A 25,325-nucleotide genomic window follows, 5' to 3' on the forward strand; every position below is an offset into this window, starting at 1 on the left:
TTTTCGTGTCTGGGTGTGGATCTTGAGTGATCACTCCGATGCGTGCCGTCTTGATTTTTGGCTCTTCTCTTCTTCCGTGGGTTAGGCGTCCGAGGATTGACACATCTACGAGACATGACACCGGTAAGAACCGGCATCACCACTCACGACCGCACGGACCCCCGTCGTGAGTGACAGCTCCGGTAAGAACCGGCATCACCACTCACGACCGGACGGACACCAGGTGAACGATTCGCGCGTCGCTTGATCGGCTGCGAGGAGCGCATCGAGCGGCGTCCGATGCTCGTCCTCGATCATCTGGCGTTTGAGGGCAGCCATGGCATGCGGCGAGCAGTTCCTGGCCATCTCGTGCGCGTACGAGATGGTGGTCTCCAGGAGGTCGGCTCGCGGTCCGACAAATTGCGCCAGACCGTAGTCCGCAGCTTCGGTGCCCGTGATGACACGTGCGCTCAGCAAGAGGTCGAGCGCTCGGCCGCGGCCGACGATCCTCGGCAGGAGCCAGGAGATGCCGTGCTCGCCGATCAAGCCGCGCTTGACGAATGCGGTGGTTAGCTTTGCCTCTGTGGCAACAAATCGGACGTCGTCGTGTGGCGCGATGGCCAGCCCAAGCCCGGCGCTATTACCGTTGAGTTCACCGCAACTCACTCCCCGCCGGCCGGGGCCTGCCACTGACCACACCCGCCCACAAGGCGCCGATCGGAGACCACAGTGGATGAGCCGGACCACCAGGCCGGCGGACCCCGCATACCCACCACCAGCATTATCGATCAACATCCCCAGACCTTGATCAACGACCAAACCAAAACCAACTCGGTGGATCCGGGCTTAGCCCGTGGAAATCCAGGCCGGGAGACCCAGCGCGTCGCGGTAAGCGGCGAACCGGGAGTTGATCCTCTGCCGACCCGCTCCCCGCGCTCGGAGGGCCACAACGCCGACGAGCCGGGCACGGCCAACTGGGGCCGGAACTCGTGACTCACTCCTCCAGGATCTCCGCCGTCCACGTCCACACAGTGGCCACGCTGCGCCGCTTGGACGGTGAACCCTTCGCCTTGCCGTGCCGGACATGGATCAAGCCGTAGTCGCCGAACTCCGGCCCATGCGGGTTTCGGCCGATATCGGTGACCTCGAACATCCTGGACTCGTTGCGCCGTAAGCCAAAACTGTATGCGATCGGCGCGTCCGAGAAGTCCTGCAACTCGTCGATGGTGAACGCGCGCTTCTCTGGCCGGGACTCGACCTCGGGTCTCACACCGTCGCCAATACGCATCCGGTGCGATATGCGGCGGTCACCGAATATGCAAGAAAGGGGCCGCGGCCGGGTTCCACCCGATACCGATCGTCGGCTTGCAGTAGCCGGCGAGCGCCGTTGCCCACCCGTCACTGGCTCTGAGCAGGGGTTCGGTGCAACCGGAATGTGTGATCAGCAGCCCGGCCAAGCCACGTTACGGGTTTCCTCCCACCGGTGAACGGGGTCATCGCGTTAGTTTCTGCGAGACGTGCCGAGGGAAGGCTAAATGTCCCTCGACAGATCCGGTCAGTGACTCCGGCGTGAGCAGGGTGGAGAGCCGCTCCTCGTCGATGAGTCCTTGGCTCCGCACGAGGTCAGCGACGCTCACCCCGGTCTCCAGCGCGAGCTTCGCGACCTGGCTTGCCGCGTGGTAGCCGATCATCGGAGTCAGTGCCGTGGCGAGTCCGATCGAGCCTCGAACGGTGGCCCGGAGTTGGTCGGTGTTCGCTGCGATCCCGGAGACGCATCGCTCCGCGAAGACTGTACAACTGGCCGTGAGGTGGCGGGCGCTGGTCAGGAGGCAATGCGCGATGATCGGCTCGAACGCGTTGAGCTGGAGTTGACCTGCCTCGGCAGCCATGGTGACCGTGATGTCGTGGCCGATGGTTTCGAACGCCACCTGATTGACCGTCTCCGGGATGACGGGGTTCACCTTCCCGGGCATGATGCTCGAACCCGCCTGGACCGCCGGCAGCTGCAGCTCGGCGAACCCCGAGACCGGCCCGGAGGATAGGAGCCGTAGATCGTTTGCGATCTTGGACAGCTTCACAGCCAGCCCTCGTAGAGCGCCGGAGAGGTGCACAAAGGCGCTGGCGTCCTGGGTCGCCTCGATCAGGTTCGGTGCCGTCACGAGGCTAAGGCCGGCCAGACCGCTCAGCTCCTCGGCCACGAGTTGCACATACCGCGGGTGGGTGTTGATCGAGGTTCCGATTGCGGTGGCGCCGAGGTTGATCCGACGCAGCAGCTTCTGGGCGTCCCGGAGTCTGTCGATCTCCGCGGCTAGGGTGTCCGCATAGGCCCCGGACTCCTGGCCCAGCGTCATGGGCACGGCCTCCTGGAGTTGGGTTCGGCCGATCTTCACGGTGTGGACGAACTCTTGAGCCTTCGCTTGGAATGCCCTGTACAGGGCATCCACAGCGCAGACGAGCCGCTCGGTAGCCGCGTGCACGGCGAGCCGCACCGCGGTTGGGTACACGTCGTTGGTGCTCTGCCCTAGATTGACGTGCTCGAGCGGATGGACGTGCTCGTACTCACCCTTGGCGTGCCCGAGCATTTCGAGCGCGCGGTTGGCGACGACCTCGTTCACGTTCATGTTCGTGGACGTACCTGCGCCGCCTTGGATGACGTCGACCACGAACGCTTCGTGCAGCGATCCGGATCGAATCTCCTCGCACGCCCCCGTAATGGCAGCCGCCCGACGTCGCTCCAGCAGCCGCAACTGCCCGTTGGTGGCCGCAGCGGCCTGTTTGACGAGCGCCAGCGCAGACACCAGGTCTGGATGCGTAGCGAGCGATTGACCCGAGATTCCGAAGTTCTCGAAGGCCCGGAGCGTATGGATGCCCCAGTAGGCGTCGGCGGGCACCTCGCGGGTCCCGAGGAGATCGTGTTCGGTGCGAGTGGCTCGCTCAGTCGTTCCGTTTGCGTTCATGGACACCTCGTCGTGGGCGTCCTGGTCCAGGCGTGGCACGTGCTCAGCGCTCCATCACGCCGAGACGAAGCAAGTGGCCATGGTCGATCACGTGCTCGCCGGCGAGCACGACGTGGGCAAGGTCCGCGTCGATCTCGGAGAACAGAAGGACGTCGGCATCCGCTCCCGGGGTGAGGCGCCCCTTGTGGGACCAGCGGTGCAGATCGGCGACACTTGTCGATGTGACTCGTGCAGCCGTCTCGATGTCCACGTCGTCTCGTCGAGCCAGCTCCTGGAAGACCTCCAGGATCATAGGCGGGCGCAGCCGGATGAGATCCAGATCGCTGTTGCCGTGTTGGTGGGCGATGTTGCCGCCTGAATCGGAGCTCACCGTGATGCGCGCGGGCGATACTCCGGCCCTGAGCATCTGCACTATCGCCGCCGAGGGAAGCACTGAGCCCTCGCATCCATGCTTGGGCGAGAGCCCGCTGGTCACATCGGCCACGGCCCCCTGCAGGGCGAATTGGGTCGCCTCCTCGAGGAGTCGATCGGTCCAGTTGACATGCGTGATCTGGAAGTGTGACGCGACCGAGCCTCCACCACCGTGCATCGCTGACCAGTGCGCGTCATCGCCGAACTCGTACCTGGCAACGACCTCCCGGACGACACTGATGCCCGCGGGCAGTACTCCAGCGTGGACGTGGATGACGCCGTGCTTACCCGCCATCTGTGCACCGCTGAGAACCTGCCAGACCAGATGATGGAGCTGGTCGGGGGTCCACGGCGGCGCCATGAAGTCGGAGATCGCGATCTTGGCACCAAGCGCCTTCTCAAAGAGAAGCATGTCCATGGAGAGCGACTGGGAGAGAGTGATGGACGGGTTGCTGTACCCACTGGACCAGAAGTAGGTGCTCAGCCCTTCCGCCTCCAGGCTGCGCGCCTTTTGGAAGAGGTTTGTCATCGACCGTGACAGGTAGTCGGCACCAGGGCAGCCGACGGCCGTTGTAATGCCGGACCCGACCACTTCGCTGAAGCTGAAGTCGGGTTCGCGAGAGATCGGGCCAGCGCCGATGCTCCCCGCCCCTGTGAAATGCAAATGGGAGTCGATGAAGCCGGGCACGGCGAACATCCCGGTCCCATCGATCTCATGGAACTCGACTCCGGGAATGACCGGCTCCTCACCGATCGAGAGGATCTTGCCGTCGAAGAGGTACAGGTCGGTTCGCCCCTGAGGCGTCGGATCGAACAAGTCGACGTTGCGGAGCTTCAGGGCGTCGTTGCGCGCAGGCATAGTTGGTCTTTTCTTCCATGTGGAGTCGCGAGCGGTCGTCATCGAACCAGGGGGATGCGGCAGCTGCGGTTCGCCGCAGGAACGCGGTGAAGTGGTGAGTGTGTTGAACGGACCATGCCGCCAGTAGGGCTGTGGCGTGGTCGAGTCTGCTAGCCGAGCGAGGGCGGGCTGACCACCCAGAGCGCCTCGCCGGGTACGTCGCCGATGTTGGTGATTCGGTGGGGAGTCGACGTTCGGTACTCCAGGCTGTCGCCCTCGTCGAGTACGAAGTCCTGCCCGCCGAGCCGGAACTCGAACCGGCCGCGGAGGATGACCACGACTTCGTGTGAGTCCCCGTGTGTGTAGTCGTCGCCGCCGCTGCCGGCGCCCGGCTCGTACTCGGTGACGGTTACTTCCACCTCGGCGAGTGGAGGTCGGGTGATCTGGTAGTTCCGGACGCCCTGCTCGGTCCAGAGCGTCGGACGGTCCGCACGACGGAGAACCAGGCCTGTGGTCGTCGTCGTGGTGAACAGGTCCCCGAAGGAGACACCTAGCGCACCCGAGAGCTTCCGGAGGATCTCAATACTGGCGTTGGCCCGGCCGTTCTCGATCTGGCTGATGAAGGCCGGGCTAACTCCGGCATGCGCACCGAGCTGCCGAACGGTCACTTTGCGAAGTCGGCGAAACTCCCGAAGTCGCTTGCCGAGAGCCAGGCCCTCTTCCGAGACCGCAGACATGGGTGTGGTTGCCTCTCGACCAATGACGAACGAACCGATCGCTTGCAGCGTACAGGTCGATCGCGTCAACGCTTGTCCTCCACGCGTTGGAAGAGGCGCGGGCGGCTGGCCTCGGATCGCACTGGCGGTCGTCACTTCGTCACCGCCTCACGCTGCAGGCTGGTGTCCGAGTCGGCCTTCCACTCAGACATGAACGCGGCGGCGAGGAACGAAACCACACTGGCTCCGGTCATGAGGAGCGCGATGGAGACCCAGCTCCCGCTCCGCCCGTGCAGGTAGACAGCGAGCAGGGGCGCCTGTGACGTCGCCAGGGTGCCGAGCGTGTATCCGACGGCCAGACCCGTGTAGCGAACCCTGGTCGGAAAGATCAGCGAGTAGAAGGCGGGCATGGCGCCGTAGTTGGCGCAATAGGGGATGAACAGAATGATGAAGCTGGCGAACAAGAGCGCGGTGCTTCCGGACCCGATCATAGGGAACCACAGCCAAGGAAGCGCGCCCATGCCCACAACGCCTGCCAGGAACAGCGGCTTTCGCCCAACCTTGTCGGAAAGCCAGCCGAAGAAAGGAATCCCGACGGTCGCGGTGATCGTCGCCACCAGGATGGCACGGAGAACGAGGCTCTTGTCGAGGTGGAGCTCCTCGGTGCTGTAGGAGATCGAGAAGATCGTAACCACGTAGAAGACCGTGCCGATCGATAAGTAGGACAGCGCCATGAGCACCACAAGGCGCGCATGAGTAGTCAGGACCGCGGCGATCGGCAACCTTGCAACCTGGCCGCCGTTCTTGACCTGCGTGAACTCTGGGCTCTCGTCGAGACTGATCCGGATGATGAGGCCGAACACCACAAGTACGCCGCTGATGAGGAATGGGATGCGCCACCCGTACGACTCGAAATCCTGCTCAGACATGTTGGCGAGTCCCAGGAACACGAGGTTGGCGAGCATCAGGCCCCAGGCAGACCCGGTGTTGACGATGGAGCTGATGAACCCGCGGCGCGTGGTGGGCGCGTGCTCGACGCTCATCAGGACGGCACCGCTGTACTCCCCGCCGAGTGAGAAGCCCTGGACGAAGCGGAGGATCACAAGCAGGATGGGCGCGAGCGTGCCTACCTTTTCGTAGGTGGGCAGCAGACCGATCAAGAACGTGGCACCACCCATCAACGTCAGCGTCACCACGAGGAGCGTCTTGCGGCCGATGCGGTCGCCGAAGTGACCGAACACTGCCGCCCCGACCGGCCGGGCCACAAACGCGATGGAGAAAGTAGACAGTGACAGCACGGTCCCGACCACGGGGTCGTGGTTGGGGAAGAACAATTTATCGAAGATCAGCGCCGCGGCGATCCCGTAGATGAAGAACTCGTACCACTCGATCGTGGTGCCGATCAGACTTGAAATGACGACCCGTTTGGGCTGCCGGTGTCGATCGGCCAGCGGGCGCTGCACCTGCGCCATGGTGTCCTCCTGTGGCTGCAATGAGGATCGGAGCGCCGGGAAGTAACAAGGAGGCTCAGCAACCCTCTAGTGAACAACTTGTTTGTTCGAGGAAATCAGTATGTGTGCTGCGTCGAGGGTCGTCAACCCCTGGGCAGCAAGGACCCGGTCCACCCCAATGACGATGTGAACATGGGCCAGTCCTCCAACGACACCTTTCCCCGCTGAGTCACACGTGGTGGCGTTCATGTCCGGCAGTTGCAGGGCATTCGTCTTGGCTGCGGGCAGTCGAGGGAACGAAGACTTAGAGGAGTGTGGCCACGCGGACTAGATCGGCGAGTGCTAGGGAGCGGCTGTGGGGCGGCCAGGCAATGACTGTCGTCACGTCCGGCGCGTCTAGAACCGGCACGGCGGCGAGCCCTTCGAGCAGGTTGGCGCGACTGGATTCGGGCATGACCACGGTGGTGCGGCCCAGTGCGATCAGTTGGAAGAGTTGCGTCTGGTTGCGTACTTCCACGCCGGGGCCATCTGGATAGACGCCGTCGGGGCCGGGCCAGCGGGCAAGCGGGAGGTCCGACAGTGAGCTGACATCTGCCATCCGTAAATGCGGCTCGCTGGCGAGCGGATGCGAGGTTGGAAGAATGGCGACTTGTTGCTCGGTGTTCAGAATTTCGATGTCGAGTTCGGCCGTCGGGTCGAAGGGTTGATGCAACAGCGCCACGTCGGCCCGGCCGTCATGCAGCGTTTGCTGGGGCTGGGATTCGCAGAGCAGCAGGTCGACGGCGACGGCTCCGGGCTCGGCGGCGTACGCGTCGAGCAACTTTGCCAGCAGTTCACCTGAGGCACCGGCCTTGGCAGCCAGGACGAGCGAGGGCTGGCTCGTCGCGGCACGCTGGGTGCGTCGCTCGGCTGCTGCCAGCGCGCCGAGGATCGCCCGGCCTTCGGCCAGCAGCACCGACCCGGCGTCAGTGAGCGAGACTTTGCGGCTGGTGCGTTTCAGCAACACGACTCCGAGCCGCTGCTCGAGCTGGGCAATCGTCCGCGACAGCGGCGGCTGGGCGATGCCCAGGCGCTCGGCGGCCCGGCCGAAGTGCAACTCCTCGGCGACCGCAACGAAGTATCGCAACTCCCGCTTCTCCACCCGTTGAGCCTACCGCTGATTCATATCAGCTGGGTATCGGTGTGCGACCTAGATGGTGTTGGTTCTCCGCCGGTTTCCGGCCACGCTGGAAAGCATGAGCGAACAGACGATTGCGCTGGTCACCGGCGCAAACAAGGGAATCGGATACGAGATCGCGGCCGGGCTGGGCGCGCTGGGGTGGAGCGTCGGAATCGGGGCACGGGACCACCAGCGCCGGGAGGATGCCGTGGCGAAATTGCGTGCGGACGACGTCGATGCGTTCGCGGTATCCCTGGACGTGACCGACGACGCGAGCGTCGCGGCTGCTGCCGCTCTGCTCGAGGAGCGCGCTGGCCGGCTCGATGTGCTGGTTAACAACGCCGGCATCGCCGGGGCATGGCCGGAGGAGCCCTCGACCGTCACGCCGGCGAGCATCCGGGCGGTGGTTGAGACCAACGTGATCGGCGTCGTTCGGGTCACCAACGCGATGCTGCCGTTGCTACGCCGCTCCGAGCGCCCGCGGATCGTCAACCAGTCCAGCCACGTCGCTTCCCTGACCTTGCAAACCACGCCGGGCGTCGACCTCGGCGGGATCAGCGGAGCCTACTCACCGTCGAAGACGTTCCTCAACGCGATCACCATCCAGTACGCCAAGGAACTCAGCGATACCAACATCAAAATCAACAACGCCTGCCCCGGCTACGTCGCGACCGACCTTAACGGTTTCCACGGAACCAGCACCCCAGCAGACGGCGCCAGGATCGCCATTCGGCTCGCCACGCTGCCAGACGACGGCCCGACCGGAGGCATGTTCGACGACGCCGGGCATGTGCCCTGGTGAGGCGCACAGTCGGCGACGATGCAAACGAAGTTGGAGAAGCTCGATGTGGCGCACGACTGCTATGACTGGGCTATTCGACGTCGAGAATGATCGGCCTGGTGACCCCCTTGACCGTGAGGTGTCCGGTCACCTTGAAGATCGTTTCGTCAACGCGTTCGACGGTGATGCTACGAAACGACAGTTCGGGGAAGCTGGCCATGTCGAAGAAGTCGTTGCTGCGCAGGCGTTCGTCGCGCTGCGCTAGCCCCGTCCTCCGCACATGGGCATAGGTGAGTTGATCGGCCGGGCCTGTGTCTTCCCGATCAGGGGCTCTGACAGGGTGTTCGGTCGTGGATCAACGTGAACGGCGACGGGCCCGGTACTTCGGTGCGAGCATCGAGAAGCAGTTGGGCGTTGCCCGTGATCGCTGATTACTGTCGCCGTCTGGACCTGGCCGACATTATCGACCGGGCCTGCCCGGTACGGGATCTTGCCCATCTGACCCACGGGCAGGCGATCGAAGCACTGGTCTCCAACCGGTTGACCTCACCGGCACCGCTGGTCCGGGTGACCGAGTGGGCACGCGAATACGCAGTGGAAGAAGTCTTCGGCGCCGACCCCGAACTGCTCAACGACGACCGGATCGGCCGCGCGCTGGACGCGATCGCTCCCGAGCTCGACCGGATCGTGGGATCCGTTGGCGCTCAAGCGATCTCCGTGTTCGGCTTGGATACTTCCCGGCTGCATTGGGACATGACGTCGATCTCGCTGTACGGGCCTACGAGCAGATTGACGCCGACCACCCGGCACCGAAAGTTCGGGCATCCCAAAGACCGCCGCCCCGACCTGAAACAGATCCAGGCCGGGCTGGCGGCCACCGGCGACGGCGGCGTGCCGGTCATATGGGTGATTGCGGTGTCGGGGGTGGAAGCGGATGGGGAGGTGGTGTTGACGCCCGGCGGTTCCGTGCTGCGGCGCCAGGACGGGGGGTTCGGGCTGCCCGCCGAGGTGACGGGCCGGAAACGTCGGGGTGGTGTGTCCGGGCCGGTGACGGGGAACGCCGGCGAGTGCCGGGGAGGACGCCGGGGGAGGCTGGCGAGAGTTCGCGGGGGGCAAGCGGCGGAAGGTGGACGCAACCGCTGCTGCTGGGGCTGTTTCCGGGAGCCCGGGGGATGGCGGACCGCCGCCTGTACCGGGCCTACCTGCTCAAGGAAGGACTACGGTACGTCTTCACCGTCAAAGGCGAGCAAGGCAAACATGCCCTGGACCGCTGGACCTCCTGGGCCCGGCGCTGCCAGATCCCCACCTTCATTGACCTCGCTAAGAAGATCACCGAAAACGCTGGGTGACGCGGGTGAACACGCCGGCCGGGGTGCGTCCGCCGTGCTGCTCGAGACCGAGTTGTCCCTTGAGTGTCTGGTTGACCGACTCGATCCACTGGCGTATTCCGCCAAGGTTGCCGTTGCGGTAGGTCTTGTCCTTGCGGTCCGGGCGCAGCAGACGCAGAGCCAGCGCCTCAGTGGGTTTCTTGAAGTCCTTGCCGGAGATGCCCTTGTCGGCCAGCAGGACTTGGCGGTCACGGATCAGGGGGTGGTTGTGGTCGAGCAAGGCCGCCAGCACCTCACGTTCGCCGATCTTGGGGTTGGCCAGGCACCACATGACCGGCATCCCGTCCCCGGTGCACACCAGAGAGAGCTTCAGGCCCCAGTACCAGCGGGAATGTGTCGCACAGTAGCCGTAAACGGCGTGCCCCGCGAGATCGGAACGCTTGACGGTCTCGCGGGACACGCCGCACGGAACAGGCGTGGCGTCTGTGATCACAGGTCGTCGAACCAGGATGGACAGCACGCGGCCAGTGTGATAATCGCTTTGCATAGCAATGGTTCCGCGTTCCTCAAACGCTTGTTGTATCCGGACTGCTGTCGCGGATACGGGGAACAGGGCACGCCATTGCTGATCACTGTGGATATGCCGAATCCAGCGACGCTCATCGTGATATCGCGGTCGCGACGTCTGGGGCAGCCGGTCTTGCGGTGTCCGCATCGGATGGTTGGGTGTGCGCTGGTGCAGGAAAGGCCGTGAGCGGTTTTCGGTGCTATGGCACCCAAAAACGCTCACGGCCAGGTGGCGACCTTCGCCGCGGCGGCGCCGCAACGGGTCGCGGGTCTGCTTCTCGTCGACGCCAGGGCTGTCGCCGATAACGACGAGCAGCGTGCCCACCGCCTCACGGTCGCGGATCGAGCGGAACGCGAGGGCTCCGGCGGTCGGCTCGCGGAGAGCACCCTGCCGGATCTGCTGGGAAGCATGACGCACGAACCACGGCCAGAGGTCGTCGCCAGCGTCCGAGTCCCTGTGCGGGCGGGAACAACGTGGTCGTCGACGAGCACGTAGAGTGCAGTCAGGCGGGTGTTTAGTTCTTTATTCACACATTGATCTTGAACACCTTTCTCCGTAGCTATTCAGGTGTCTAGTTGATCTTGTGGTTGGCATCCTGGATGCGAGGTGTGGTCTGGGGTCTGGGATGATCTTTGGGTGCCGGGTCCGGGGTCGCTTGAAGCGTTGGTCGAGCAGTTGCTCGCGCGCGTGGCTGAGCTTGAAGCGGCGGTGGCGCAACGGGATCAGCGTGTGGCTGAGTTGGAGGCCGCGCTGGTTCTACGGGATGAGCGGATCGCGGAACTGGAGCGCCAGGCGAGGGCGGATTCGTCGAACTCGTCTCGTCCACCGTCATCGGATCCGCCGTGGGAGAAGAAGGCCGCGAAGAAGCGGTCGTCGCGGTCGAGGTCGGGGTCGGGGCGTAAGCCCGGGAAGCAGCCGGGTTCGTCGTCGGTGTCGCGGGGCTTGTCCGATGATCTGGATGCGGTGTTCGAGGTTGCTCCGAAGCGATGCGTGAAGTGTGAGAAGTCGTTGCATGGCGCGGAAGAGACTTCACGGGTGCGGCGTCAGGTGGTGGATGTGTCACCGCCTCCGCCACCGACGGTGACGGAGTACCAGGTGGTGTCGCGTCGCTGCGGTGGCTGCGGGCATGTCAGCAAACCGACCGCCACCGATGTGCCCCGCGAGATCACACCCGAGACCACCACGGACGGCACGGACGGCACGGACGGCACGGACGGCGAGTGTCGAGGCGAGCCCGGTGTGGCTTGTAAACCGGGTGAGGGCACGCAATCCGCCGTTGCCGGTGGGTCGGGTGAGGGCGCCGATCCGGGTGTGGCGCTGGTGTTACGTCAGGGTTCTCCGGTGCGGATCGGGCCGTATGTCATTGCGTTGGCCGCTTTGTTGACGTCAGGGCGCGGCAGGAGCTGGACGGTGGGCCCCTATTCGTACTATGAAGCTCGATGAAACTCGGAATCACTAATCTGATCAATCCGCACCTGCTGCCTCTCGTTGAAGCGTCTCGCGCCTTCTACGCGAATCGCGTGGCTGGTCGGGGCCCACGCACCTGGGAGGAGCTTCGCGCGGTCCGAGCCGATCTCGGCGCGCCCGCCCCGTCGCAACCACCGGCTGTTGAGGAGGTCGTCGACGCCGGTGGCCGTAGCGTTCCACTGCGGATTCACACTCCTGTGGACACGCCAGCGAAGGGCGTCCTCCTAGAAATCCACGGCGGCGGCTTCTACATGGGGTCGGCCGCTGGCAGCGACATCCGCAACCGCCAGCTCGCTGACGCACTCGGCGTAGCGGTCGCGAGCGTGGATTACCGACTGGCTCCTGAACACCCGTGGCCGGCCGCACCCGACGACTGCGAAACCGCAGCGCTCTGGATCGCGGAGCACGCAGAGGGCCGCTTTGGCACAACCAAGCTCGCCATCAGCGGCTTCTCGGCCGGTGCAACGCTGGCAATCACCACGCTTCTCCGCTTGCGGGACCGGGGGATTTCCGCAGTCGATACCGCCGTGCTGCAGTTCGGAACCTACGACCTCAGCGCACAAACGCCCGCCGGACGCCTGATCTCCGATGAATACTTCCTCAAGGCTTATACGGGGGCCGCATGCGACCGCACGCATCCGGACCTCTCCCCGATCTACGCCGACCTCGCTGGCCTGCCTCCGGTCCTGATGGTTATCGGCGATGCAGACATTTTGCTTCAGGACAACCTGGCCATGGCCGCGCGGCTGGCAGCAGCTGGTGTCCACGTCGATCTCCGCCTCTATCCTGACTCCCCTCACGGATTCACGGCCCACCCGACTCCGATGGCGCGGGCAGCGCTGGAAGACATCGAGGCATGGCTCAACGGCTATCTCGGCTCGACGTAGTACTTCGCAGTGACCCATGGCTGGGACCTCAGGCTCGGGCACCACGCCACCGTCCCGAACTGGGGAAGGGCAGATATTCCAACCTTGCGCAATTCTCCCGATCCTCAAGACCGGCATGCCCGGGTTCCGGTCTTCGTCGAGCGGACCGGACTGCGCCCGGTCCGCTGACGTCCACGTCCGAGCGGGCCGGGTTCACTGGCGGTGCGGGTTCAGCGCGCGCTGGTGTTCGAGGAACCGTGCCGGGGGTGGCGGCCGTGAACGACCCGCCGGCCGGGTCGATGTAGCCCCATCCGGCCATGCTGGGACCGCAGACCATCAGGGTGAGCGTGCGGCCGGGGTCCACCACAGCCGCGCGGACTCGCGACACGACGGTGGCAGGCGTTCACGAGACGATCGTTTTCCGAATTGGGACAAGGCAAGTGCCGGTGCGGGCGACGCGCATGCCTCTATCCGGGTGAATGTGCTCGCTCTGAGACAACGACGTCTCCGATCCGGGCAGTGTGTGCGGGGACCGGAACGGCCCGGGCACCAATCGGACGAAAGGGAAATGCCAATGAGATTCACCCGACGGGCAGCGCGAAACGGGGTCGCCGTCGCTGCCGCGGTGGCACTGGCGACCACCGGTGCCGTGGCCGCACCGCAGGCCTCTGCCGTTGAGGCCTGCAGAGCCAACGGTCTGTGTCTGTACTACAACACCGGATTCACCGACATGCACTTCGTGACCGAGAGGACCGGAGCCGGTTGTTGGGGTCTCAACGCTTTTGGGCTCGATGAGCACGTCAACTCTTACGTCAACAACCTGCCCGTGACCGTGTATATGCGGCGTGTCAACTGGGATATCGCTTGGTCTATCCGCCCTGGTGGCAGCAGTTCGAACAGCACACCATTCGTGGGCGAGGCCTACGTCTGCACCTAGCGAGGAGCCGCTTCAATCGGAAATCGCTGGGGTGGCCTGCTGCCGTGTGGGTCACCCCCAGTGCCGAACAGGCCCGTGAGCGCTTTTCGGCGCTATAGCGCCCAAAACCACTCACGGTCTCTCCAACGTTGGCCTTCACCTTGTCGCGGTGCGCCTTGGTCACCAGGGCCCCATGTCGGTGCCGCGGGTGCCATCACCGGCGGCGAGGTCGAGGTCGGAGTCGGGCAGTACGACGGCGTGGTTCTTCGCGCCGCCGAGCGCCTGCACCCGCTTGCCGTTGGCCGTCGCGGTGCCGTAGACGTAGCGCGCGATCGGGGTCGATCCGACGAAGCTGACGGGCTTCACGTCGGCGTTCTCGAGCAGCTCGTCAACCGTGGACTCATCGTCTTGCAGCACGTTGAACACCCCGGCGGGCAGCCTGGCCTCGGCACACAGCTGCGCCAGCCACTGTGACGCCGACGGGTCCTTCTCGCTCGGCTTGAGCACTACCGGTGTTGTCGGCCGCGATCGTCACCGGGAAGAACCACATCGGCACCATGGCCGGGAAGTTGTTTCCAGGGAGGTTTCGTCACTGCTGTGCCTATACCTCAGAAATCTGAGGAGAAGCCACAGGGGTCTTATAACAAGACTCAGTGCTGTGTACTGTCACCGCAAATGAACGGGGGGCATGGTCAAATCGGCGTTGGGAGCGACCGCCAGGGCGCAGGACACCGAAAGCGTCGGGGCGCGGTTGCGGGAGCGCAGGCTTGCGCTCCGCCTGACCCTGCGGCAGGTGGCCGACAGGGCTGGCCTGTCCGAGGGCTTTGTGTCCCAGCTGGAACGGGGCGTACATTCGGGCAGCATCGCGACCCTGCAGAAGATATTGATCGGGAACTTATAGGTGTGATCTTCGTTGTTCTGGCATGATCGCTGGTGTGCGGGACACGCGGAGGTTGTCGCCTGAGGCGCAGGAGGATCTGCGGCGCAGGGTGGTCGCTGCTGTTCATGGTGGGATGACGCAGGTCGAGGCGGCCCGGGTGTTCGCGGTGGCCCCGCAGTCGGTGTCCAGATGGGTGCAGGCGTGGCGGAAACGTGGCTCGAAGGGTCTCACCGGGCGTCGCCGGGGTCGCAAGCCCGGCGAGCAGAAAGCGTTGAGTGCCCGCCGGCAGCGCAAGCTGCGGTATGCGGTGGCCGAGCACACCCCGGCCACGTTCGGGCTGACCGGCCTGGTGTGGACCCGCAAGACAGTGGCCGAGCTGATCCGGGTGCGCCACGGCATCGTGTTGAACCTGCGCACCGTCGGCAACTACCTGCGTTCCTGGGGATTGTCGCCGCAGAAACCGATCCGCAAGGCCTACGAACAGGACCCCGAGTCGGTGCGCCGATGGCTGGAGGAGGACTACCCGGCCATCGCCGCCCGCGCCCGCCGCGAGGGCGCACTGATCCTGTGGCTGGACCAGACCGGGATCCGCTCCGACGCCACCGTAGCCCGCACCTGGGCACCGGCGGGCCAGACACCGGTGGTGGGCAAAACGGGCAAACGATTCAGCGTGAACGCGATGTGCGCGATCGGGAACAAAGGCGAGCTGTACTTCACCGTCTACACCGGCTCGTTCAACGGCAAGGTGTTCCTGCGGTTCCTGGACCGGCTGACCCGCCATCTGGACCGCAAGGTCCACCTGATCGTCGACGGACACCCCGTCCACCGCCGCAAGACCATCCAGCAATGGATCACCAAGCACGCTGAGGCGATCGAGATGCACTTCCTGCCGGGATACAGTCCCGAACTCAACCCCGACGAGATCCGGAGTGCCGACCTCTGACGGCGCACCATGTCCACCAGCACAGCCCCGAAAACCCGCGACGAGTTAAAACAAGCGGTCCGCTCCTTCCTCCACCGGCTCCAAAAAGTCGCCTGGCCGAGTTCGCTCCTACTTCGGCAAACCCGAAGTTCGCTACGCCGCCTGACATCACACATTTGCCGCCCGGATCAATAAAGCTGGAGGATCTTCTCCCGTGACCTCTGTCGAAGATCAGCACTCGGTTGGTGCACTCCTTGCGAACGGAGCGTATAAATCGTTCCGCGTGCGGGTTGCAGTTGGGGCTGCGCGGCGGGATCTTCGTGATTTATCCAGCGCCTGACTCCGTGCTGAGCCTCAATCGGCGAATGCTCGCGATCCATTGAGCGCGAGGGTTCGGCGGAGTCGGTCGGGTTTCATGAGCCCGGCGGTGGGTCGCCCTTCGCGTTTCGCATCCAGGAGAACGGCTTCCACGTCGTCGAGGGTGGCGTGGAGTTCGCTGAGGATTGCGGGGTCGGTGGAAGCGGCTGCCTGGCGCGGGGTCAGATTGCCGATGACGCCAGGGTTGTCGAGCCAGGCGGCTTCGGCGTCGAGGCTGATGCGTTCGTTGGCCTGGTCCTCCTCGTGGCAGTCGAGGAAGTAGGTCTCCAGGATGATGGTTCGGCCTTCGCGGCCGCCGGGTTCCGGGTCGGGGCCGAGGCGTCTCGTGTGCCGGTTTTGCTCGGTGGCGTCGGGGGCAACGTCGCGTAGGAGATTTTCGAGTTCTGCGAGTCGGGTTGGGGAGTTCGCGGTGATGGTGAATTCGTCGCGGTTGCGGTGGATCTCTCCGATGCTGAGTGTCCGCCCGTCGGGCAGTTGGCGGTGAGAGGCCAGCAGGTCATCGCCGGTCTGCACGAGCTGTTCCCTAAGGCGGTCGAAGGTCTGTTCCGCTTGGTTCGCGGTGTAGGTGACCCGGCAGTCGTGAACAGCGTCGCCGTCCGAGTTGCGCACCTGGGCCGGCGGTTCCGGGGCGAAGAAGTCTGCGATCTGTTCCGGCGACGGCCCTGATGCGAGCAGCTCCTGTATGGCGTGGCGCCGGTGGCGGGGGACCGGGACGGGAATCGCCAGTAGCCGGGGTCCGGTGGTGTCGTGCAGCAATCGGCCGCAGAACAGGCCAAGCCGTCGGGCGGAGGTGGAGAACAGTTTGTCCGAGAGGTGGATCGGCTCTCCGTTGGGATGGGCCCGCAGCGTGACTCCGTGGCCGCGCTTGACGTCGACGGCTTCATAAAGAGTGAACGGGACCCGCCGCCAGTCTTCGATGAGGTCGCGTTCCTCGGGGCGCAGCCAGTGACCTCGGGCGGCGAGGAACTTTTCCACCAGGCCGCCCTGGAAGAGCGCAACGTCGAGGCAGAACATCGCGTACCGCTGGGGTTCCGCGGTGCGTTCGGTCAGTGCGCTGATGGCCTCGACGCCGGGGGAGCGTTCGGCGTAGCTACCCAGCAGTGCGTACAGGAGTTGGGCCCGCGCGGCCAGCCCGGGTACGGCGCCACGTCGGCAACATGCCTTGTACTTCCGTCCCGATCCGCACCGGCAGGGGCTGTTGCGCGGCACGTCATCCACCGCGGAGGCTGCGAGGGCCGCGTTCAGTCCCCGTTGCAGCGGGCTGGGCATCTGGGCGCGGCGTAGGTAGCGATCGGCGGCGGTGTAGTCGCCGCGGGCGGCGGCGTATTGCGTGGCGTCGTGCAGGGCCGGTTCCAAGTCGGGGCGGTGCGCCAGGGCGTCATTGATGTGCTCGCGGGCGGAGGTGGAGTCTCCGGCGCCCTCGGCGGCGCGTGCCGAAAGCAGCGCGACCGCGGCCTTGGCGTATTTGCCGCGGGCCTTGGATTGAATTACTCGCAGCAGCGCACCGACGTCACCGCCGCGCGCGGTGTGGCATTCGACCTGGCCGGAAAGGAAATCCAGCGCTTCGTCGGGCGCGGTGGCGAGAATGTCGACGAGGAAATTGGTCTGATCCTCAGCCAACGGCTCATCACTGGTGAGCCATCCCGCGACGGTGTCACTATCAACCAGCACATCGGTCTCCGCAGCCATTGAGCTATCGTAACCGATGCGGCGGAAGGGCCGTCGGGAAAGATGCGGCAACGCTCGCGATAGGGTAGCCGCTGGCAGGCAAGACGCAGGTATGCAGTGACATCGGCGATCTTTCGGAGAGGCGAGCATGACCGCGTCTGGTGCTCTTGCCCGCGCACTCGAAACGATTCTCGTTGACTGCTAAGGCGAGGACGAAAGCCATCTCTTCCGGGCTTCGCCGACTTCGGGGAACCCCGAGCATGACACTACCTGGACTGGCTGGGCGAATCGTTCGCCGCCACCGCCGTCGACCTCGAAGCGATCAACACCGTACTCGCCGCCATCCGCGTTGCGGGCCCCGCTGACACGGTAGGACGGCACGCCGCCTGCACCGAGCGCCCGCACCGGCTGGAAAGTGAGCTCACCGCTGCCGGTGCCAGGAGCGGCTCGGTAGACGCCCAGGCGTGCTGGTTGACTACCTAACAACCCCGACGGTACGAGCCGGATGAACCGAGAGGTTCACGTCCGGATCTGTGGGGCGGGGAGGGGCAGATCCTCCCCGCTACCCGGCCTAGTTCGGGACTGAGACCTGGTTGAACGGGAGCATCGGTTCCAGCCAGGGGAAGACCACGAACAGCAGCAGCGCGATCACTCCCAGGGCCAGTAGTAGCGCGAGCACCAGCTTCGTGCCCAGCGGCCCGGGGAGGTGACGCCAGATCCAGCCGTACATTTATGCCTCCCCGATCGCCTGCAACAACTGGGCATACGTGGCGTCGGCCGTCTTCGGGAACTGGTTGGTCAGCACCGCGTGCACGATCAGCCGTTGCCGGTCGGAGAACTGCGGGTGGCACGTGGTCAGCGTGAGCAGTGCGACCTGCTGTGGGGGCGGCAGGATGCCGGGCGGTTTGTGTGGCACCGGCGCCACGACATCGCCCTCGTTCGGGCTGACGATCTCGCGGCCATAGGTCTCGACGTATGGGCCGCCGTCGGCCGCGTTCGTCCGCAGCGTGCCCACATGCGAGCACTGCGGTTGTGCGCCCTTCCCGGTCGACCAGTTCGCGAACTCGTCGGAGTGCGGCAGTACGCGGTAGACGAAGAAGTCGGTCTGCGTCTCCACTACGATCGCGTCGCAGGAGCTCAGCAGGTCCAGGTCGTTGAAGGGCGCACCCTTGCCGACCCGGTGCCCGGCGACCGCGAAGTTGCCTGGTTCGCCGGGCAGCGCGGTGCCCTTGTAGTGTCCCGGCCCGACCTCCAGTGCCGCCGCTTCGGTGCCTTCCTGGATGGTGAAGTGGTAGTCGGCGCCGAAGCCCGGGATGTACAGCTTGGCGAACGCTTTGCCGTCGATCAGTTCGGGATGCGGCTGCCGGTCCTGTGCCCAGTCCCCGTTGAGCGTCGTCGTCGCGCTGGCCTGTTTCTCCGCCGAGAAGAGGTCGGTCACGTACAGCTCGTAGACGACGAACAGCAGGACGACCAGACCAGCGGTGATCAGCAGCTCGCCGAAGGTTCGCACGATCTTCGCGCCGAGTCCCCCCGATGACTTCGGTGCTTCCAGAATTGCCACGCGTGCTCCTTTCTGGAACTCGCTTACGTTAACGTGTCAGGTGCGGGTGGGTGTAAGCGGAGTCGCCGGCGAAGGTGCCCGCTGCCTGGCCGTCGCATCCGAGACGTTCTTTTCCCGTTCGGGCTCATCTTCTCGTACACCTTCTTGTTGCTCTCCCGGCTGCTCTTCGCTGCCGGCGCACGTGTCGGGTCGCTGGAATACACCCGAACCGTGAGTTGGAGCTCCCCGGTGAGCGCATAGAAGAAGCACTCCGGGTGTGGTTTGTCCGCCGAGGTCTCGACCTTCGACGATGCGGGCTTACGAGCTTGGCGTGTTCTGACGTCCACTATGGATCCTGATTCACAACTGTCCACTGTGGTTGATATGTTCAGTGGAACAGGGTGGCGCCAAGTGGGTGTTGTTGGTCGAATCCGGAGAGTGTCAGGAAGGTCGCGCTGGCGGTGGTGGTGGTGAATTCCAGCAGTGCGTCGGAATGATCCATCCGGGTCAGGGTGTTGGTGAATGTTCGTATGTCGTTCTGGAAGCTGATGAAAAGCAGGCCGGGGGCGGGTTCGTCGATGCTGTAGGAGCGACGGAGCATGAGGCCGACGCCAACGACGTTGGAGTGTGCTCTGCGGACGTGGGCGTCTGCCGGGATGAGGTAGCGTCCGTCCGGGGTTTTGGCGCCGAGGGCCGGGTCCGAGGTGATGGTGCCACCGGAGAGAGGCACGCCGGTGGCTCGGTATCGACCGAAGACTGCCTCCTGGTCGGCAACGGACAGTGTGGCGAACCGCGGCAGATCGAGTTCCATGCGTCGCAGTACGGTAATGGTGCCGTCGGCGACCGGAGCCGGCCCGGGCAGCCACAGGTCTCGTTGTTCTTGGACGGTGGTGTGCGGGCCCACGATGCCGTCGATGAAACCGAAGAGGTTTCGTGGGGCGGTAATGCCCTGAGCTACGGGAATGTTCAAACCGCGGCGCCCGGACTGCCGCCAGCGTTCGTGTATCCGGTCACCGGCCTGGTCGACAAGCGCGGCAGCGGCGACCGGTACTACCAAGGCGTCGCTGGCGCAGATCTGTATCAGCAGGTCACCGCCGCGTGCTTGCGGGGCGATCCGTTCCCGGGAGAACTGTGGGAGATCCACGGCGCCGGGCAGGGAAGGATCGACCATGCGCACCAGTCGGGGCCCCACTCCGATCGTCACGGTGAGATCGCCCGGCGGTAGGCCCAGCAGTCGTGCGTCGGTCCCCGCGGTGAGCGTGAGGATCGCCTGGCCGAGGTCGGCCAGTAATGGGCCGGGTGCCACGGCGTCGCCGAGGTCGGCCACCAAGGCCAGCAGATTGGGCTGGGCTGGCTGCGGGAGCGTGATGCCCGCCTGATGCCGGCCCGTCGGTGACACCGGCGTGGTGGATGCGGGGGCATCACGTTGGCCCGGCTGAGGGGGGCCCGATTCGCACCCGGCGGTGAGGCCGGTGGCCATTACGGTACCGGTGACACCGAGGAACGCGCGGCGTGACGGGCGATGATCGGCTCGGTTCACGGTAGGGAGAGTGCCATATCCGCCCTCCCACAGGCGAATCCGGCGTCCATGCCACACTGCGATCATGTCTCGTTTCGGTCTTCGCGTGACAGTCGCGGTGCTGGGCACGCTGATACTCGTCTTGGCCGGCTGCGGTGCCGGCGATGACGGATCGGGCCAGGGCCGGCGACCGGCCGGTGCGCAAGTGACGATCCGAGTACCGGCTGACGCCCCGACGATCTCGGCCGCGGTGTCGCTCGCTCAGCCCGGTGATCTCGTGTTAGTCGCGCCGGGCGTATATCCGGAGTCGGTGAAGATCGCCACGGCGCGGATTACCCTTCGGGGCGAGTCCCGGGACAAGGTCGTTATCGACGGGCGGTTGCAGCAGCCCAACGGCATCGTCGTCGCCGCGCCCGGGGTGGCCGTGGAGAACCTGACCGTGGAGAACAACACGCAAAACGGGGTACTGGTCACCGGTTCGGCGAAAGCGGTCGCCGGATTGCCGGGGACAAGCGGCGGCTACGACACCGGCGACGAGCCCGTCACTTTCCTGAAATCGTTCTTGGTTTCCCATGTGACCGCGACCCGCAACGGGCTGTACGGCATCTACGCGTTCTCCGCGCAGGACGGTGTCATCGAGCACTCGTACACGTCAGGTTCGGCTGACTCGGGGATCTATGTCGGGCAGTGTAAGCCGTGCAATATCGTGGTGCGGGACAACATTGCCGAACTCAACGCGGTCGGTTACGAAGGCACCAACGCCAGTGGCGACCTGTACGTGGTTGGTAACCGTTTTGTCGGTAACCGGGTCGGACTCACCATCAACTCCGACCATCAGGAGAAGCTGCTCCCGCAGCGGGGTTCCGTCGTCGCCGGCAACCTGGTCGCGGGCAACCAGCAGACACCGACCCCCGAGCAGGCCGACGGCGGGTGGGGCATCGGCATCGGCATCGATGGCGGCAGCGACAACCAGTTCATCCGCAACCGCATTACCGGCAATATCAACGCTGGGATGGTGATCACCGCAACCGCCGACCTACCACCGGAGGGAAACCAGATCGTGGACAACACTTTCGCCGCCAACGGTATTGATGTCGGCTGGACGTTTCCCACCGCCACCCAGGGACGCGGTAACTGCCTGCACGACAATGATCTGCGCACGACGGTGCCCGCTCAGCTCGTGACGACCGCGTCCTGCCCGGTTCCCGCCCAGTCGCCCACACAGTCGGACACGTGGGCGATGCCGACGGCACCCGGCGGTATCCCGTTCACCGAGGTGGCTGTGCCTGGCGCACAGCCACAGTTCCCGGATGCCACCACCGGCGCTACGGTTGTTCCGGCCGTTCCGGTACTACCGGACACCGCAAGCATCCCGCTGCCCTCAGCGTCACTGCTCGCCGGCAATGCGCTGGTACGGACATCCTGAACGGCTACGGTCTCGGGCCGACTCCGGGTACCGGCTGAACCGGAACATATTCCCCGGTGCCGAAATCGATGACCACTGGCCGCGGTTGGGAAGCCACCTCGACCTGAACCCGGTACATCGTGCCGTCCGAGCCGATCCAGTAGCGTACGGTGCCCCCCGTACCGGGCTTGGCACCGGCATCCGGCCCGGTCATGACGTCCACCTGGTGCCCGTCCCACTGGTCCTGTCCCTTCCAGGTGGCGCCGTAAACGAGGCATCCAGCGCACTGCCGGTCGTATGCAGCGGACGGCTGAACCAACCCGGCCCGGGCGGCGATGCCGGACCACGTCGGATGGTTGGGTGTGCGTGGTGCAGGACCAGGGTCCGTGAGTGTTTTTCGGTGCTATGGCGCCCAAAATCACTCACGGCCAGGTGGCGGCCTTCGCCGCGGCGGCGCGTGGGGGCTCTTGTCGTCTTGATCACCTGGCAGCCCAGGGAACCCATCGCCAGTGCGCGTACATGCGGGGATACCTTCCGGTGATCTCCAGCAGTTTGCGGTGGGCGTTGCGGACTCCCTGGAGCCGTTTGTATTTCTTGCGGATCCAGCGCACCAAGTAGGCGTTGATGCGCGCCAGGAGCGGACTTCACCGCTGATCTTCTTCAGGGCATCCTTACTGATCGCGGGCAGGAACCGCAGATACTGCCTGCCGTCCTTACGCCGCGCTCCGCGTGGCCGGAATGTGAACCCCAGGAAGGTGAACGAGGTGTGATCGAGCTCCTCTCCGCGTTCGTGACGCACTCAATCATCTAGGTTTCCGCGACCGGTTCATGGGCGTGATCAGTTCGGGTGGGATCGACCCTGCGGCCGGGCAACAACCCGGAAAACGGCATGTCCGGTGGTGACATCAACGTGTCCATTCATGGCTTGGGTTGAGCTGGTGGGGTGTGTCTGGCTTGATCTTGTTGGCTTGATCGTCGATCATTGTGGCCGTGTCCGTACCGCCCGAGCAGCCTGCGCCGTCGTATGAGCAGCTTGCGGAATTGGTGACGGCGCTGTCGGCCGAGGTGGCGGCACTGCGGGCGGAGAACGCGGAGCTGAAGCGCAGGTTGGGGATGGATTCGACGAATTCCTCGACCCCGCCGTCGCAGGATTCGCTTGCGGCGAAGGGGAAACGCCGCGCGCAGCGCTCACAGCGGGTGCGATCGAAGGACCGTAAGCCGGGCGGCCAACCCGGGCATCCGGGCTCGGGTTTGCAGCCTGCGGTGAGGCCGGATCGCAGTGAGACCGCGCCCGAGCCTGCGTAGTGTTCGGGCTGTGGCACGGATCTGGCAGAGGCGCGGGATGCGGGGATGTCTTGGACGCAGGTCTGGGATACCCCGCCGATCCGGCTGCGGCGGGTGCAGTACCGGCTGCCGAAGCGGCAGTGTGGCGGTTGCGGGAAGACCACGACCGCGGCGGTGCCTTTCGGGCAGGCCGGGGCGGTGTGCTACGGGCCGAACGTTAACGCCGCGGCGGTCCTGCTGTCCTCGACCGGGAATGTGCCGGTGGAGCGCACCGCGAGTCTGATGGAAGCGTTGCTGGGCGCTGCAGTGTCGACCGGGTTCGTCGCCCGCGCGCACGAACGTGTCGCTGACGCGTTGGATCAGGCAGGCTTCGATGACGCGATGCGCGCCGTGCTGGCCGCCGAACCGGTGCTGTGCGCGGACGAAACACCGGTCAACATCGCGTACCCCGACACTGGCGAGGACGGCCAACCGGTCCCCGGCGCCCCGCACGTGGTCTGTGTGCGCACCCCGGATGAACGGCTGGTGTGGTACCGGGAACTGCTGGCACGCACCAAAAAAGCGCTGCGCACCCTCGGGCTTTTCAACGGTTACACCGGGTATCTCGTGCGCGATGATTACACCGCCTGGCATCAGTTCGACGCCCGGCTGGCCGGGGTCCAGCAGTGTGTGGCGCACCTGTTCCGCCACCTGCAAGGCGTTCTCGACCTGCACCCCACCCAGCAAGGATGGGCCGCCACCGTCCGCAAGGTGCTGCGCGAAGCGCACACCGCCGTCGCCGACGCCCACGCGGCCGGGGCCGATCGCCTCGACCCCGACCTGCTGGCCGATCTGCGTGCCCGCTACGACAAGGCCGTCGCTTGGGGAATCGCCACCAACCGCCACCGCGACTGGGACAAAGGCAACCACCCTGGCTACAACCTCGCCACCCGACTGGCCGGCAAAGCCAACCAAGTCTGGCTGTTCACCAGGGTGTTCGCGGTGCCTTGGACCAACAACGCCTCCGAGCAAGCGCTGAAAAGCCCGAAATTGCACTAGAAAGTCTCCGGCTACTGGCACACCCTGGCCACCCTGGCCCGGTTCTGCCGAGTCCGTTCCTACCTGACCAGCGCCACCAATCATGGGCGACGCGCCATCGACGCAATCCATGCCGCCCTCACCGGCAACCCCTGGATGCCACCGGTCACAGCCTGACCACAAAGATCAAACCGCCCAGCGTCCTGTCCAGCCCTGAATGGACACACATCAACAGGCCTGTGCCAATCCCGCCGGTGGATACTCGTGGGAAGGCACCGGAAACTGCCCCAACACGCGAACGACGCCACCGGCGGCAGCCAGAACAGCGGCGTCGTCGAATACTTCCCGGGCGACTACGTTCCGGTCAAGGGGGCCCCGAGCCAGACCCCGGGGGGCGCACCAGGAAGCCGCACAAGGGTCGGTTGCCTACATTCCGCAGCAGCAATGGGTCATCAGCACGGAGATGGACCCGGCCGGCAACTACAGCACTGACGGGACCGGTTACTGCAACATCGAGACCGGTAAGGGGCCAGGTAACAACCCGGCCGCCAACGGGTACGAGTTCGTCGCTTCGAACCAGAATGGGTTCGGTAAGGCCGGTGGGCTCGGCGATATCGCCTATACGGCGGCGAATGCGCCGATCCAGATCGGCAACGTGGTGTGGTTTGACGGCGACCACAACGGAATCCAGGACCCCGGGCAGGTGCCGCTGCCGGGTGCGACGATCAACCTGTTGGACGCCAGCGGTAAGCAGGTCGCCACGACCAAGACCGATGCCGCCGGCGAGTACTACTTTGGTGGTGTCGGCGCGGCCTACGAGCTCACGCCGGGTGCGAAGTACACCGTGCAGTTCGACGTGTGTACCGCGAACACCAGCAAGGTGCCAAGCCAGCCGCCGGCTACCGAGCTGCGGTTCACACTCCCGCTGGCCGGTGAGGACCGGGCACATGACTCCAACGTGATACCGCCGACCACCGGGCAGCTGTGCAACGGATACGCCACCTGCTTCGTCGCGGCTGAACAGCCCGTACTTGGTCAGCCCGCGCCCGACGAACTGCTCTGTTTGGTGGTGCGCGCCGGGTCGAAGCCGGTAGCTCAACGGTGCATGTGGCCGGCCGAGGGTGGCTGGATGGTGCCCGCCCTCAGGCGTGTGACCGGGAACTCAACCGCGAAGTCCAAATTGCGCTAATTGAGTGTTTTGGGTCGACTTGCGTGTGGGCGTGTGTCTAGAGTCGGGACGTGCTTGAGGGAGATCACCGCCCGCGAGGCGGTAGG

23 protein-coding genes and 4 pseudogenes are annotated in these 25,325 nt (G+C 65.1%); 12 read left to right on the plus strand and 15 right to left on the minus strand.

The window, feature by feature from the left end:
• Nucleotides 1-195 precede the first annotated feature (195 nt).
• The 7 genes from ACRXBZ_RS34820 to ACRXBZ_RS34850 all read right to left on the minus strand — a co-directional run bounded on the left by ACRXBZ_RS34820 (nt 196) and on the right by ACRXBZ_RS34850 (nt 7,493).
• Nucleotides 196-669, minus strand: a complete 474-nt coding sequence (locus tag ACRXBZ_RS34820; protein WP_433882688.1) for an enoyl-CoA hydratase-related protein — start codon at nt 667-669, stop codon at nt 196-198.
• A gap of 304 nt (nt 670-973) precedes the next feature.
• Entirely contained in the window at nt 974-1,249 is a 276-nt protein-coding gene (locus ACRXBZ_RS34825; protein ID WP_433882689.1) for a hypothetical protein, read from the minus strand.
• A gap of 223 nt (nt 1,250-1,472) precedes the next feature.
• The gene (locus ACRXBZ_RS34830; protein ID WP_433884066.1) at nt 1,473-2,936 is read right to left on the minus strand and encodes an aspartate ammonia-lyase; all 1,464 of its coding nucleotides are present in this window, start codon (nt 2,934-2,936) and stop codon (nt 1,473-1,475) included.
• A 43-nt stretch (nt 2,937-2,979) separates the two neighbouring features.
• Complete coding sequence (locus ACRXBZ_RS34835) at nt 2,980-4,206, minus strand: amidohydrolase family protein (protein WP_433882690.1); 1,227 nt, start codon at nt 4,204-4,206, stop codon at nt 2,980-2,982.
• A gap of 149 nt (nt 4,207-4,355) precedes the next feature.
• The gene (locus ACRXBZ_RS34840; protein WP_433882691.1) at nt 4,356-4,922 is read right to left on the minus strand and encodes a helix-turn-helix domain-containing protein; all 567 of its coding nucleotides are present in this window, start codon (nt 4,920-4,922) and stop codon (nt 4,356-4,358) included.
• Between the two features lie 131 nt (nt 4,923-5,053).
• Nucleotides 5,054-6,373 carry an MFS transporter gene (locus tag ACRXBZ_RS34845; RefSeq protein WP_433882692.1) on the minus strand — a complete coding sequence of 440 codons (1,320 nt, stop codon included), beginning with the start codon at nt 6,371-6,373 and terminating at the stop codon, nt 5,054-5,056.
• Nucleotides 6,374-6,656: 283 nt separating this feature from the next.
• The gene (locus ACRXBZ_RS34850) at nt 6,657-7,493 is read right to left on the minus strand and encodes a LysR family transcriptional regulator (RefSeq protein ID WP_433882693.1); all 837 of its coding nucleotides are present in this window, start codon (nt 7,491-7,493) and stop codon (nt 6,657-6,659) included.
• 94 nt (nt 7,494-7,587) lie between these two features.
• Between ACRXBZ_RS34850 and ACRXBZ_RS34855 the strand changes: the two genes are divergently transcribed.
• On the plus strand, nt 7,588-8,313 hold the full coding sequence (locus tag ACRXBZ_RS34855) for an SDR family NAD(P)-dependent oxidoreductase (protein WP_433884067.1): 726 nt from the start codon (nt 7,588-7,590) through the stop codon (nt 8,311-8,313).
• A gap of 70 nt (nt 8,314-8,383) precedes the next feature.
• On the opposite strand, the gene ACRXBZ_RS34860 is transcribed toward ACRXBZ_RS34855, so the two are convergent.
• A complete protein-coding gene (locus tag ACRXBZ_RS34860) occupies nt 8,384-8,572 on the minus strand; it encodes a YceI family protein (protein WP_168587835.1) in 189 nt (62 codons plus the stop codon).
• A 140-nt stretch (nt 8,573-8,712) separates the two neighbouring features.
• On the opposite strand from ACRXBZ_RS34860, the pseudogene ACRXBZ_RS34865 reads away from it, so the two are divergent.
• Nucleotides 8,713-8,901, plus strand: a pseudogene (locus ACRXBZ_RS34865) (DUF4277 domain-containing protein); the annotation flags it as partial.
• Here ACRXBZ_RS34865 and ACRXBZ_RS34870 read toward each other — a convergent pair.
• Complete coding sequence (locus ACRXBZ_RS34870; protein ID WP_433882694.1) at nt 8,839-9,000, minus strand: hypothetical protein; 162 nt, start codon at nt 8,998-9,000, stop codon at nt 8,839-8,841. The pseudogene ACRXBZ_RS34865 and the gene ACRXBZ_RS34870 sit on opposite strands and share 63 nt — an antisense overlap.
• A gap of 464 nt (nt 9,001-9,464) precedes the next feature.
• Here ACRXBZ_RS34870 and ACRXBZ_RS34875 point away from each other — a divergent pair, with 464 nt between their 5' ends.
• A complete protein-coding gene (locus ACRXBZ_RS34875; RefSeq protein WP_433882695.1) occupies nt 9,465-9,641 on the plus strand; it encodes a transposase in 177 nt (58 codons plus the stop codon).
• Here the strand turns inward: ACRXBZ_RS34875 and ACRXBZ_RS34880 are convergent.
• Nucleotides 9,631-10,281 (minus strand): annotated as a pseudogene (locus ACRXBZ_RS34880) (IS982 family transposase); the annotation flags it as partial. The gene ACRXBZ_RS34875 and the pseudogene ACRXBZ_RS34880 sit on opposite strands and share 11 nt — an antisense overlap.
• A 594-nt stretch (nt 10,282-10,875) precedes the next feature.
• Here ACRXBZ_RS34880 and ACRXBZ_RS34885 point away from each other — a divergent pair.
• The 3 genes from ACRXBZ_RS34885 (at nt 10,876) to ACRXBZ_RS34895 (ending at nt 13,458) form a co-directional block, all read left to right on the plus strand.
• Entirely contained in the window at nt 10,876-11,631 is a 756-nt protein-coding gene (locus tag ACRXBZ_RS34885) for a DUF6444 domain-containing protein (protein ID WP_433882696.1), read from the plus strand.
• Nucleotides 11,628-12,542, plus strand: a complete 915-nt coding sequence (locus ACRXBZ_RS34890) for an alpha/beta hydrolase (RefSeq protein ID WP_433882697.1) — start codon at nt 11,628-11,630, stop codon at nt 12,540-12,542. The genes ACRXBZ_RS34885 and ACRXBZ_RS34890 overlap by 4 nt, the downstream gene beginning before the upstream one ends.
• Nucleotides 12,543-13,095: 553 nt before the next feature.
• Nucleotides 13,096-13,458 (plus strand): hypothetical protein, encoded by a 363-nt coding sequence (locus ACRXBZ_RS34895; RefSeq protein ID WP_433882698.1) that lies wholly within the window; start codon nt 13,096-13,098, stop codon nt 13,456-13,458.
• A gap of 198 nt (nt 13,459-13,656) precedes the next feature.
• On the opposite strand, the pseudogene ACRXBZ_RS34900 reads toward ACRXBZ_RS34895, so the two are convergent.
• Nucleotides 13,657-14,008, minus strand: a pseudogene (locus ACRXBZ_RS34900) (aldehyde dehydrogenase family protein); the annotation flags it as partial.
• Nucleotides 14,009-14,125: 117 nt separating this feature from the next.
• Here ACRXBZ_RS34900 and ACRXBZ_RS34905 point away from each other — a divergent pair.
• The gene (locus tag ACRXBZ_RS34905; protein ID WP_433882699.1) at nt 14,126-14,338 is read left to right on the plus strand and encodes a helix-turn-helix domain-containing protein; all 213 of its coding nucleotides are present in this window, start codon (nt 14,126-14,128) and stop codon (nt 14,336-14,338) included.
• A gap of 22 nt (nt 14,339-14,360) precedes the next feature.
• Nucleotides 14,361-15,260, plus strand: coding sequence for an IS630 family transposase (locus ACRXBZ_RS34910; protein ID WP_433882700.1), 900 nt, complete (start codon nt 14,361-14,363; stop codon nt 15,258-15,260).
• A gap of 333 nt (nt 15,261-15,593) precedes the next feature.
• Here the strand turns inward: ACRXBZ_RS34910 and ACRXBZ_RS34915 are convergent, their stop codons facing one another.
• The 4 genes from ACRXBZ_RS34915 to ACRXBZ_RS34930 form a co-directional block, all read right to left on the minus strand.
• Complete coding sequence (locus ACRXBZ_RS34915) at nt 15,594-17,306, minus strand: YecA family protein (protein WP_433882701.1); 1,713 nt, start codon at nt 17,304-17,306, stop codon at nt 15,594-15,596.
• 550 nt (nt 17,307-17,856) lie between these two features.
• Entirely contained in the window at nt 17,857-18,015 is a 159-nt protein-coding gene (locus ACRXBZ_RS34920) for a hypothetical protein (protein WP_168587855.1), read from the minus strand.
• Nucleotides 18,016-18,846 (minus strand): class E sortase, encoded by an 831-nt coding sequence (locus tag ACRXBZ_RS34925; protein WP_433882702.1) that lies wholly within the window; start codon nt 18,844-18,846, stop codon nt 18,016-18,018. It lies immediately after the preceding gene.
• Between the two features lie 367 nt (nt 18,847-19,213).
• Nucleotides 19,214-20,224: a Dyp-type peroxidase gene (locus ACRXBZ_RS34930; RefSeq protein ID WP_433882703.1), complete on the minus strand. Its 1,011-nt coding sequence runs from the start codon at nt 20,222-20,224 to the stop codon at nt 19,214-19,216.
• A gap of 205 nt (nt 20,225-20,429) precedes the next feature.
• On the opposite strand from ACRXBZ_RS34930, the gene ACRXBZ_RS34935 reads away from it, so the two are divergent.
• The 4 genes and pseudogenes from ACRXBZ_RS34935 (at nt 20,430) to ACRXBZ_RS34950 (ending at nt 25,239) form a co-directional block, all read left to right on the plus strand.
• The gene (locus ACRXBZ_RS34935; RefSeq protein WP_433882704.1) at nt 20,430-21,770 is read left to right on the plus strand and encodes a right-handed parallel beta-helix repeat-containing protein; all 1,341 of its coding nucleotides are present in this window, start codon (nt 20,430-20,432) and stop codon (nt 21,768-21,770) included.
• Nucleotides 21,771-22,739: 969 nt separating this feature from the next.
• Entirely contained in the window at nt 22,740-23,054 is a 315-nt protein-coding gene (locus tag ACRXBZ_RS34940; RefSeq protein ID WP_433882705.1) for a DUF6444 domain-containing protein, read from the plus strand.
• A 12-nt stretch (nt 23,055-23,066) separates the two neighbouring features.
• Nucleotides 23,067-24,071: pseudogene (locus ACRXBZ_RS34945) on the plus strand (IS66 family transposase); the annotation flags it as partial.
• 442 nt (nt 24,072-24,513) lie between these two features.
• The gene (locus tag ACRXBZ_RS34950; protein ID WP_433882706.1) at nt 24,514-25,239 is read left to right on the plus strand and encodes an SdrD B-like domain-containing protein; all 726 of its coding nucleotides are present in this window, start codon (nt 24,514-24,516) and stop codon (nt 25,237-25,239) included.
• The last annotated feature ends 86 nt before the right edge of the window (nt 25,240-25,325 follow it).

The organism is Saccharopolyspora hattusasensis, assembly GCF_050972075.1.
GTDB classification, from domain to species: domain Bacteria; phylum Actinomycetota; class Actinomycetes; order Mycobacteriales; family Pseudonocardiaceae; genus Saccharopolyspora; species Saccharopolyspora hattusasensis.

Coding starts and splice junctions, on each gene's coding strand:
- ACRXBZ_RS34855 (WP_433884067.1), top strand. CDS start 7,588: ATGAGCGAACAGACGATTGCGCTGGTCACCGGCGCAAACAAGGGAATC.
- ACRXBZ_RS34920 (WP_168587855.1), bottom strand. CDS start 18,015: ATGTACGGCTGGATCTGGCGTCACCTCCCCGGGCCGCTGGGCACGAAG.
- ACRXBZ_RS34840 (WP_433882691.1), bottom strand. CDS start 4,922: ATGTCTGCGGTCTCGGAAGAGGGCCTGGCTCTCGGCAAGCGACTTCGG.
- ACRXBZ_RS34905 (WP_433882699.1), top strand. CDS start 14,126: ATGGTCAAATCGGCGTTGGGAGCGACCGCCAGGGCGCAGGACACCGAA.
- ACRXBZ_RS34915 (WP_433882701.1), bottom strand. CDS start 17,306: ATGGCTGCGGAGACCGATGTGCTGGTTGATAGTGACACCGTCGCGGGA.
- ACRXBZ_RS34875 (WP_433882695.1), top strand. CDS start 9,465: ATGGCGGACCGCCGCCTGTACCGGGCCTACCTGCTCAAGGAAGGACTA.
- ACRXBZ_RS34910 (WP_433882700.1), top strand. CDS start 14,361: ATGATCGCTGGTGTGCGGGACACGCGGAGGTTGTCGCCTGAGGCGCAG.
- ACRXBZ_RS34895 (WP_433882698.1), top strand. CDS start 13,096: ATGAGATTCACCCGACGGGCAGCGCGAAACGGGGTCGCCGTCGCTGCC.
- ACRXBZ_RS34835 (WP_433882690.1), bottom strand. CDS start 4,206: ATGCCTGCGCGCAACGACGCCCTGAAGCTCCGCAACGTCGACTTGTTC.
- ACRXBZ_RS34935 (WP_433882704.1), top strand. CDS start 20,430: ATGTCTCGTTTCGGTCTTCGCGTGACAGTCGCGGTGCTGGGCACGCTG.
- ACRXBZ_RS34890 (WP_433882697.1), top strand. CDS start 11,628: ATGAAACTCGGAATCACTAATCTGATCAATCCGCACCTGCTGCCTCTC.
- ACRXBZ_RS34830 (WP_433884066.1), bottom strand. CDS start 2,936: ATGAACGCAAACGGAACGACTGAGCGAGCCACTCGCACCGAACACGAT.
- ACRXBZ_RS34845 (WP_433882692.1), bottom strand. CDS start 6,373: ATGGCGCAGGTGCAGCGCCCGCTGGCCGATCGACACCGGCAGCCCAAA.
- ACRXBZ_RS34950 (WP_433882706.1), top strand. CDS start 24,514: ATGGACCCGGCCGGCAACTACAGCACTGACGGGACCGGTTACTGCAAC.